Below are 8,979 nucleotides of genomic sequence, written 5' to 3'. Positions count from 1 at the left end.
ACTGCTGTTGCTTCGCGGGGAATCTTCGACAGGATCATCCGAGCGATTCTCTCGAGGATGGTTCCATCGTTGAGCACGGTCTTCATGTCGAGGAAGTAGTCGCTTCTTCGCCCAGAAGCCAGCAGGAAGGAACCCTCCCGGTGAAGCGCCTGCGTTCGGATGGCTGCGAGCACCGATGCCCTGTCGTCGTCCAAGTGGGTGGCGACGGCCGTAGAGTTCTCCCCCATTCACACGGAAAGCGGGGTGCGCAATGTCGCGTGGTACATAAGCCTTGCTGGACTTAAGAACACCGACTACAGTATCCGCGAAGCCTTCTGGCGCTCTTCGCGTTCCTTTCGAATCCACTCGAAGTACCGTCGGATCGCCTCAACACCGGCGTACGTTTCTGAGGTTACGAAACCGTTTTCAACGAGGCCGCGCAATTCCTCACGATCACGCCTGGACAACACGACCAGAATGGCCCCGCTTTCAAGCTGAGTCTTCGTCTCGCGGTACTCCAGGAGACAACGTCGCATCGCCTCCGAGAATGTGGTTTTCTCCCGAGCCTGGCGTTCTTCAATCATGTCGAGCGAGTCTAACGGCAGGCTTACGCTCACTTGTCGCTCGAAGTGCTTCGTCCCGCGAGGCCGTCCCCACTTGCGCTTGACCGACACGGCGACGACATTGCCATGAGATGGCTTAAGTCATTGTCCAAGTGAATTAATGGTTTAGTAAAGTGGAAAAATCTTTAGCTACTGGTGCTATACGTGTACGATGCAGGAGCAAGCCCCGGCCCGCTGGATCAGACCAGCGTTGTCGCCGTTCGTGTCCTCTCTCCTTGTTTCTGACTTGAAGAGCTGTGGCGCGTTACGATTCGGATCGTTCGTCTTGGCGTCGGGAAAGGAATCAAGGTACTACGTTGACATCAAGAAGGCGATAACTCAGCCCGGTGTCCTGCGGACGATAGCTGACGCGATGGCTCCCTATGCAATGGTTGTGGACCGCGTCGCAGGCGTCGAACTCGGCGCCGTGCCGATCGCCGCGGCGGTGAGCCTCGCATCGAACAAGCCGTACCTCATGGTCCGCAAGGCGACCAAGGAGCACGGGACGAAGAAGGAGTTCGAAGGCGAGCTCTCCAAAGGGGACCGGGTGCTCTTCGTCGAGGACGTGGTCACGACGGGAGGCACGCTGCGCGGAGCCATCGAGCGCATGCGGGCCCAGGGCGCGGTCGTCGACGACGTGGTCGCCGTCGTGGACCGCGAGGAAGGCGGCAAGATGACCCTCGCGGAGATCACGGTCCGCCTGCACGCCCTCGTGACCGCGAAGGACCTGCTCGGCGGCGCGTAGGCGTTCGTCACTTTCGCCCATCCCTCCCGGCGCCGTTGAAATACACCGGGGTCCCTGGGTGCCTCCTTCGAGGACACCATGGGAACCCTCGCCGTCTCCGCGGACGCGGGCATCCGGGGCGTGCGTGCCCTGACCGTGTCGGAGCTCGCGCGTCTCCTGCGGGACACCGTGCGGTCCAATCCCCTCCTGAACCGCATCCTGGTCCGCGGCGAGACGAGCAACGTGCAGCACGTCGCGGGAGGCATGGTGTTCTTCACCCTGAAGGACGAGAACGCCCAGATCCCGTGCGTCCTCTTCCGGGCCGATGCCGAGGCGCTCGCCTTCGACCTGAGCGACGGCCTGGCGGTCCTCGCCACGGGGGACGTCGACCTGTACGCGCGCCGGGGGGAGGTCCAGCTCGTCGTGCGCACGCTCGCGCCCGAGGGGGTCGGCCGGTTCTGGGCGACCTTCCAAGCGACCCGCAGGAAGCTGGACGGCGAGGGCCTCTTCGCCACGGGGAGGAAGCGGCCCCTGCCCACGTACCCCCGGCGGGTCGGGCTCGTCACGTCGGAACGCGGGGCGGTCCTGCACGACGTCGTGACGATCCTCCGGCGGCGATTCCCCCTGGCCGACGTGACCCTGTCCCCGGCCCTGGTGCAAGGACCCGAGGCTCCCTCGAGCCTGCGCCACGCCTTGGCGGCCGTGCAGGACCGCGTGCAGGTCGTCATCCTCGCGCGGGGCGGCGGGCCGCTCGAGGACCTATGGTGTTTCAACGACGAAGGTCTCGCTCGGGCCATCGCGGCGTGCCCGGTGCCCGTGATCAGCGCCGTGGGCCACGAGACCGACGTCACGATCGCCGACTTCGTGGCCGACGTCCGCGCCCCGACCCCGAGCGCGGCCGCGGAACTCGCTTCGCCCGATGCGGACGATCTGCGCGCCCACCTGGCCTCCCTGGCGGACGCCCTGCATGTGGGAATCCAGGACGTCCTCCGAGACCGCCGGACGAGCGTCGCCCTCGCGGCGGAACGCCTGTCCCCCGCGGGACTCCGGAGCGAGATGGCGGGGTCTGCGGACCGACTGGGCAAGCTCGGTCGAGGGCTGCGTGACGCGGGGCTCCGCGGACTCGCCCTCCGCTTGGACCGACTCGACGCCCTGGGGGATCGCCTGGACGCGGTCAGCCCCCTGGGCACCTTGCGCCGCGGCTACGCGATCGTCGAGCGCGACGCGGGCGGGGTGGTCACGCTGGCCCGCGCCGTGCAGCCGCCGGAATCCCTGGTCGTCCGTCTCCAGGACGGGCGCCTTCACGTTCACGTCACATCCAAGGAGGAGACACCATGACGGACCCGAACTCGTTCGAGGACGCCCTTGCGGCCCTCGAGGCCAAGGTCGAGGAGCTCTCCCGCGGCGACGTGCCGCTGGACCGCGCCCTCGCCGTCTTCGAGGAAGGACTCGCCCTGTACCGCCGGTGCCACGGCATGCTGGCCCAGGCGGAGCAGCGCGTGACCAAGCTCGTCGCCGCGACGGACGGACTCCAGGAAGAACCGCTGCAGCTCGAGTGAGCCCCTCGGGCGGCGTCAGCCCTCGACGGGGATCTCTCCAGGCTCGCCCTCGTCCTCCACGATGCGCCACTGGTGGGTGTATCCGACGCCCCCGCGCGCGCGGCTGTGCCCGTACCCGCGGCCCGGGTCCTTGACCTCGATCTCCTGGGGCATGCCCGGAGCGACGACGTCGGAGAGGTCCCGGCAGCTCGCGAAGAGGTCCTCCTCCGTGACGCCGAAAGGGGCGAGGAGGGTCTGCCCGGAGCGGCACAGGAGACGGATGTACTCCCACGCGTCCACGGCCTCGTCCCCCTGGAGGAACTCGGCGACGCGCACCTTGCGTTCGGACTCCCGCGCACGGACGTCGAGGAGGACGTACCGCACGGTCTCGCCGGGCTCGACCGTGAAGCCGCGTTTCTCCATCTGCTTCAAGGCGGCCGCGGTCGACGTGAGGACGACGTACTCGGGCAGGGTGCGGGAGACGTTCTTCGTGAGGACGAACTGGTGGACGGGAATCGCGCGGTCTAGGACGCGCTTCGCGGTCCAGCGGAGGATGTTGACCGCGCGGGGGATGCGCTCGTGGAACTCTGCCGCGTTCGAGGCGAGGCTCAGCTCGCCGAGCATGGCCTCCTGGGCGATGTTGATGAACTCCGGCGTGTCGTGCTTCCGCAACTCAATCCCGCGGAGCTTGAACTCGTCATGGTCGTACAGGCCGTAGTAGCGGTTCAGTGCGCCCACGCCGGTCGTCTTGCAGGGGAGGAAGACGATCCACTTGTAGCGGCCCTCGAGCTCGATGGGGAGGCCCGTGGAGCCGGCGATGTGGTCCTGAACCTTCTCGATTGGGTCCGCGTCAAGCTTAGGTCGAAGCCAGAGCGAGTCGACGATGCCGTGCACGACCTCGTGGCGATGGGACTCTGCGATCTCCATGGAGTGGACGAGGATGTCGCGCGCATAGGCGTTGATGGCCTCGTGGCACTCGATGCGGCCGAAGCGGGCATTTTTGTAGCCAGTGTACCCGAAGCACTGGGGTATCAGAGCCCCATCGGTTGTCACGAATCCATGGAGTTCGCCGTCGACCTGAAAACAATACACGAACGGATGGGAGTACGGAACTTTGTCGACGGACACGACGGGAGAACGGTGCGGCGTTCGCTGACCTGTGTAAGCAATTTCATTGTTCCACGGATCTGGGAAAACGGGAATGAGATCTCCCAGCACGAGTTCGTCGGCGCGTTTCACCGCGAAGCGTTTCCCCCTGTCATAGAAGAAAAACTCGTGGTTCGGTGTCACGAATAGATTCCGATTCCCTTCGATTCCGACTCTTAATAGGGACTCGGGCGCCTCAGCTTTCAGGACCCGTGCAATCCGTTTCTTGACGGGTTTTTGGTCTGTCGTGCAGCTGAGTACCCAAAGGTCGTCTAGGCAATCAACAAGCCCTGTCCCCTCTGGGATGTATCGATTCACGATGGAAGCGATGCGTTGGAATCGGAGCTCGTTGCCTTGCCAATGCGGGATGATGGTTTCGTTGCTGAAGCAGGTGACCAGAAGCCATTTGAGAATCGTGTCGCGACCCTTGTAGATTTCCTGGAGAGGTCCTGATTCTTTCTTCATCTTCTTGTAGTAGTGCCGCCGCTCGACCACAGGTTTGAGCACTCGCGGGATCAGCCCGATCCGCCGCGTGCACAGATGGTATTTCAGTTCCGGGACGGGGAGCCCCTCCGACTCGCAGCAGGAGCAATCCAACGTCTCGGGTGAGATGTTGAACTTCACCATGATATTTGGATAGAGCGCGAAGAAATCGAGCTCGTAGAGGCCCTCGTGCAATCCGACCTCGGGCTCGAAGATGAACCCGCCACGGTCTCCGCGCAGCAGATACTCGGCGCTCTTGAACTCCTCCGGGCGGTTCTTCTTCCAGACCGCGAGGCAGCCGTCCTTGTGCGCCTGGTTCACCTGCATCGCGGTGATCGCCGTGCCCGGCGTGAGCCGCGCCTGCTCCTGCGGCGTGAGCGTCGACAGGCGCGAGAGTTCCGCGAGTCCCGCGAAGTCGCTCTCGCGGAACGCGAAGTGCCCGCGGTCCAGGTGCAGTCGCCCGCGCAGGATGTACTGCCCCGGCTTGTAGACGATCTTCCCGTACGTGAAGTAGGACTTTGCCTTCTTTTCCGCGAACGTGTCCGCGTCGCGGCCGAGCTGCAAATTCACGTCGAGCTCCGCGGCCTTCCGGGCGAGGTAGGGCATGACGAAGGCGTCCCCGCCGTCCGTCATCAGGATGTCCGGGTTCTTCGAGCGGACAACCTCGTCAATTCCGCGCAGGATGGCCTCCTCGCTCCCGTCGATCTCGACGTCGTCCACGCGCGCCCCGAGGAGCTTGTCCTGCATCCGCGGCATGCCCGCGGGGTTGTCCACGTGGAGGTCAAGGAGGGACCGTCTCAGCTGCGGAAGGGGATAATCGAGGGCGAAGTGCTCCTCCTCCGCCCGCCACACGTCGTTCGCATGGCGCACGAGGCCCATGGGAAAGATGTCGTGCTCAATCGCGTAGCGCTGGCTGAACCTCAAGTCGACGTCGAAGAGGCGATGGTCCACGTAGCCGCCGTTCGAGTCGAGGATGCGGGCGACCTTCGCCAGGTCGCGGTAGTGCCGCGGCACGATCTCGAGGACGGGCTTGGCGTCGTCGTCCTCGAGGGCGATGCGCCGCTCGACCTCGCGGACCTCGCGCACGCCGTCGAGGATCTCGATGCGCCGACGGAGCGCGGGGAGCTCGCTCGGCGTCGCGTGCAGGAAGAAGGAGGGCACGAAGTGCGGGTCCTCGATGCGGTGCGCCCCCTCCTCGTTCCAGAGTCGGAGGACCACGGAGTCCCTGTCGTAGTCCGCGTACGCGTCGATGATCCATCCGTGCAGTGGACTCCCCCGGACGGCTCCTCAGGGTCGAGGGGGCTCTTGGTTCGATGCGGGGGAGGGGTCCGCGAAAGTGCGCACGAGCAGGACCTCGTGCGGCGCGATCATCATGCTCATCTGGACCGCGATGCTTCGGAAGCGGTACCAGCGCCACATGGCTCCTCGCGGGGCCTCCTGGAATCCGAGAGACCGGAAGAGTCCCATGGAGGCCTCATTGTCCCCCGGGACCGCGGCGAAGACCCGCGTGGTTCCGCGGGACTCGAACCTCCGCAAGGATTCCTCCACGAGGAGCCGAGCCGCGTGTTGTCTCCGGCGCCCCGGGTCCACCGCGACGAAGTACACGTAGCCGATCGGAGGTTGGCCGTCGAAGAGACGGCCTTCCAGGAAGCCGACCACCGCGCCGTCCTCCTCGGCGACAAGCTGAAGCCATCCCCCGCGGCTGCCGCGGATGGAGAAGAACGCGTACACGCGGTCGAAGGAGGCGCGCGAGATCCGTTTGATCGCGGCCCGGTCCTCAGGTCGCGTCTCCCGGAGGTTCACGGGGCGCCGAACCCTCGGGCGCGGAAGAACGTTCGCGTCGCGACCTCAAGGCCTCGAGCTCCTTCTCCATCTCCAGGAGGATGGACAGGAACGCTTGGTCCGTCGGATCGAGGTGTGCGGAGTAGCTCGCCGCACTGGCGTGCTGCCGTGCCTTGCTCAGGAGGCCGTCGAAGGCTCCCCGGTCCCTCTCCCGCAGGGCGCGGCGGTAGTCCATCCAGTCGTTCAGGATGGACTCGAGGTGGAGGCGGTACGTCGGGATCGTGCGACCCATCCGGAGACCATGGTCCCGGGACCATAAGGGGGGATGCGGGGGAGGGGTCCGCGAAAGTGTCTCTTCAAATCAACCTTAAACAAGGTTGATATGGCCCAGACAGGACTATGGGCCCCCTGGTCTCTTCGTCACATGTGGACCTGGAGGAGGCCGCGGGGGTTCTCGCCGAGGAGTTCAGCCGCATGGCCCCCGGATACGAGTCCTCCGTGGCTCGGTACCATGCCCCCTTCGTGCAGCGGGTGCTGGACGCAGCCAACCCACGACCGGGAGAACGGGTCTTGGACATCGGCTGCGGTGCCGGGGATCTGACCCTGGAAGCGGCTCGGCGGGTTGGCATCCCCGGGTGCGTGGTCGGAATCGACGTGGCGGAGGGCATGATCGCGGTCGCCCAATCGAGGGCGGCGGCTGCCGGGGTTGGCAATGCGGTATTCCGCGTGATGGACGTGCGGCGTGTTGCGTACCCCGAGGCCTCCTTCGACACCGCCGTCTCGTGCCTGGGTTTGCCCTTCTTCGATTGGGGTTCCTGTTTCCGCCAGGTTCACCGGGTGCTGCGGGCTGGGGGTCGGTTCGCGTTCGTCGAGTGGACGGGGAAGGGGACTCCGACGGGCCGCGCCTTCTTCGAAATCCTCGAGCGGTTCCGCAGTGCCCAGCGCCCGCCCGGCGTCGAGCGGATTCGGGAGGCGCGCCGTGTCCTGCGCGAAAGCCCCATGGCGCAGGCGGGGGACCCGAAGACCGTGCGCCCCCTCATTGAGGAGGCGGGTTTCGAGGTGGTCCGTTGCGCTCCCGAGACCCTTACCCGCGTTTTCCCCTCCATCGACTCGTACATCGGATACATGGCCGCCTTCGGGGACGTCGGCCAGGAGTTGACTGCGATGAGCTCGGATGCGCGAGCTGCGTTCCGGCGCGAATTGGCCGCCCGCGTGGCCTCGTCCTTCAACGTATCGGAGCTGATCGTTTCCTCTGAGGTCTTGGTCTGCGTGGCGGGTAGGTGACCCGAGGCTCCGGTCACGCTACGGTCGCGCCCATCGCCGCATCTTCCGCAGGCACGCTTTGCGGTCGTCCGGAGTCCCTGTGAAGATCTCCAGGGTCGCGCGGCCGTCGTAGCGCATCTTGAGCGCGCGCACGTCCCGTTCGAGGTCGATCGTCCCCTTCCCGAACGGCAGGTGCTCGTCCCCCTCCTTCCCGTGGCCGCCGTGGTTGTCGTGCACATGGACGAGCCCGAGGCGGTCCCCGAGCGCCTCGAGGTACGTCCGACCGCCGTCCTCACGCTTGTCCAGGTGCGCATGGCCAAGGTCCAGGCAGAACCGCAAGTCGGGCACCGCATCGAGCACGCGGCGCAGCTCCTGCGGCGGCTCGTCGAGGTTCTCCACCGTGACCGTCACTCCGCGTTCCTTCGCCGCCTTCGCCAGATCCGCGAGCCACGCCGTCTTCGCGTCCGCGGAGACCGTCGGCGCGGAGCGCGCCGGGAGGAAATGGACGTTGAAGACCTGGATGCCTACGGGCGCGAGGGCGTCCATGAAGCCCGCGAACCGCGCGAGATCGGCGGTGCGGAAGTGGGACGGCGGGAAGTGCGCGGTCTCCAAGGGGATCTTTTTGATGAACGCCTCCGCCTCCTCGCGCAGCTTGGGAGGCTCCCAGCTCACCCAGGTCAGGTCCAGCTCCACGTAGTCGTACCCGGCCTCGCGGGCCTCCTCGATCTGCTTGGGGAACGGCTCCCGGCTGTACGTCGACGCGCCGATGCGCACGCCGCGGCCGATGGCCCCGGGCGGCATAAGGGTTCGCGGGGATGTTCATGTGTCCCGGTCGCCATCGCGTCGCGTGGTCCTCGAGGCCCTCGCGGGCGCGGGCATCAGCGTCCTCCTCGCCCTCTCTCTCGCCGCCCCGCCCGGACCCGTGAACGCGCTCATTGCCTCGCACGCCGTGACGCGCTCCTGGCGGGCGGGCTTCCTCGTGGGCTTGGGTGCGATGACCGTCGATCTCCTGTGGCTCACCCTGTCCGCCCTTGCCCACTCCTTCCTCCTCCAGGCGCGATCCGCTTTCCCCGTGATCGCCCTCCTCGGAGCCGGCGTGATGGCCTACCTCGCCTGGGGCGCCGCGAAGGCCTGGAAGGCGGAGCCCGTGGTCACCGTCACCCCGCGGACCGTGCACGCGACCTCCTACGTGACCGGGGTCGCCTCGAACCTCACGAGCCCGTACCCGATCCTCTGGTGGCTCACCGCGGGCATCGCCCTGATCGACGAGCTCGGTCCTCTTGTCCTCGTCGGTTTCTTCGCGGGCCTGCTCCTCTGGACCAGCGCCTTCCCCTACCTCCTACGTGCAGTCCAGCAGCGGTACGCGAGGACGTACCACATCGTCCTCGCCTTTTCCATCGCCGTCCTCGTCGTCTTCGCGGTCTACCTCGCCTGGACCGCGTTCGCGGGGTTCCCGTGATTC

At 66.2% G+C, this 8,979-nt stretch carries 11 protein-coding genes; 5 read left to right on the top strand and 6 right to left on the bottom strand.

Translation table 11 applies throughout. The features are described from left to right. Together VEY12_12740 and VEY12_12735 are read right to left on the bottom strand one after the other, a co-directional pair. The coding region (locus tag VEY12_12740; protein ID HYM40987.1) for an orotate phosphoribosyltransferase at positions 1 to 194 on the bottom strand (194 nt) is incomplete at its 3' end. Between the two features lie 99 nt (positions 195 to 293). Beyond that, entirely contained in the window at positions 294 to 653 is a 360-nt protein-coding gene (locus VEY12_12735) for a ribbon-helix-helix protein, CopG family (protein ID HYM40986.1), read from the bottom strand. A gap of 100 nt (positions 654 to 753) precedes the next feature. On the opposite strand from VEY12_12735, the gene pyrE reads away from it, so the two are divergent. The 3 genes from pyrE to xseB all read left to right on the top strand — a co-directional run bounded on the left by pyrE (position 754) and on the right by xseB (position 2,864). Continuing rightward, entirely contained in the window at positions 754 to 1,326 is a 573-nt protein-coding gene (gene pyrE / locus VEY12_12730; GenBank protein ID HYM40985.1) for an orotate phosphoribosyltransferase, read from the top strand. 78 nt (positions 1,327 to 1,404) lie between these two features. After that, positions 1,405 to 2,643, top strand: a complete 1,239-nt coding sequence (gene xseA / locus VEY12_12725; protein ID HYM40984.1) for an exodeoxyribonuclease VII large subunit — start codon at positions 1,405 to 1,407, stop codon at positions 2,641 to 2,643. Then, positions 2,640 to 2,864: an exodeoxyribonuclease VII small subunit gene (gene xseB, locus VEY12_12720; GenBank protein ID HYM40983.1), complete on the top strand. Its 225-nt coding sequence runs from the start codon at positions 2,640 to 2,642 to the stop codon at positions 2,862 to 2,864. The genes xseA and xseB overlap by 4 nt, the downstream gene beginning before the upstream one ends. A 15-nt stretch (positions 2,865 to 2,879) precedes the next feature. Here xseB and VEY12_12715 read toward each other — a convergent pair whose 3' ends face one another. The 3 genes from VEY12_12715 to VEY12_12705 form a co-directional block, all read right to left on the bottom strand. Then, positions 2,880 to 5,690, bottom strand: coding sequence for a DNA polymerase domain-containing protein (locus VEY12_12715; protein HYM40982.1), 2,811 nt, complete (start codon positions 5,688 to 5,690; stop codon positions 2,880 to 2,882). 69 nt (positions 5,691 to 5,759) lie between these two features. Then, positions 5,760 to 6,275, bottom strand: coding sequence for a GNAT family N-acetyltransferase (locus VEY12_12710; protein ID HYM40981.1), 516 nt, complete (start codon positions 6,273 to 6,275; stop codon positions 5,760 to 5,762). Next, the gene (locus VEY12_12705) at positions 6,250 to 6,546 is read right to left on the bottom strand and encodes a hypothetical protein (protein ID HYM40980.1); all 297 of its coding nucleotides are present in this window, start codon (positions 6,544 to 6,546) and stop codon (positions 6,250 to 6,252) included. The genes VEY12_12710 and VEY12_12705 overlap by 26 nt, the downstream gene beginning before the upstream one ends. 134 nt (positions 6,547 to 6,680) lie before the next feature. Here VEY12_12705 and VEY12_12700 point away from each other — a divergent pair, with 134 nt between their 5' ends. Then, positions 6,681 to 7,538 carry a methyltransferase domain-containing protein gene (locus VEY12_12700; protein ID HYM40979.1) on the top strand — a complete coding sequence of 286 codons (858 nt, stop codon included), beginning with the start codon at positions 6,681 to 6,683 and terminating at the stop codon, positions 7,536 to 7,538. An 18-nt stretch (positions 7,539 to 7,556) separates the two neighbouring features. Here the strand turns inward: VEY12_12700 and VEY12_12695 are convergent, their stop codons facing one another. Beyond that, a complete protein-coding gene (locus VEY12_12695; GenBank protein ID HYM40978.1) occupies positions 7,557 to 8,291 on the bottom strand; it encodes a sugar phosphate isomerase/epimerase family protein in 735 nt (244 codons plus the stop codon). 73 nt (positions 8,292 to 8,364) lie between these two features. Between VEY12_12695 and VEY12_12690 the strand changes: the two genes are divergently transcribed. After that, complete coding sequence (locus VEY12_12690) at positions 8,365 to 8,976, top strand: LysE family transporter (GenBank protein HYM40977.1); 612 nt, start codon at positions 8,365 to 8,367, stop codon at positions 8,974 to 8,976. The last annotated feature ends 3 nt before the right edge of the window (positions 8,977 to 8,979 follow it).

It is taken from the genome of Thermoplasmata archaeon (assembly GCA_035632695.1).
GTDB lineage: Archaea > Thermoplasmatota > Thermoplasmata > RBG-16-68-12 > RBG-16-68-12 > RBG-16-68-12.
This window is presented reverse-complemented; position numbering and strand designations above follow the sequence as displayed.

Excerpts from the sequence above, each read along its gene's own strand:
- VEY12_12705 (HYM40980.1), bottom strand. The coding sequence starts at position 6,546 with ATGGGTCGCACGATCCCGACGTACCGCCTCCACCTCGAGTCCATCCTG.
- xseB (HYM40983.1), top strand. The coding sequence starts at position 2,640 with ATGACGGACCCGAACTCGTTCGAGGACGCCCTTGCGGCCCTCGAGGCC.
- xseA (HYM40984.1), top strand. The coding sequence starts at position 1,405 with ATGGGAACCCTCGCCGTCTCCGCGGACGCGGGCATCCGGGGCGTGCGT.
- pyrE (HYM40985.1), top strand. The coding sequence starts at position 754 with ATGCAGGAGCAAGCCCCGGCCCGCTGGATCAGACCAGCGTTGTCGCCG.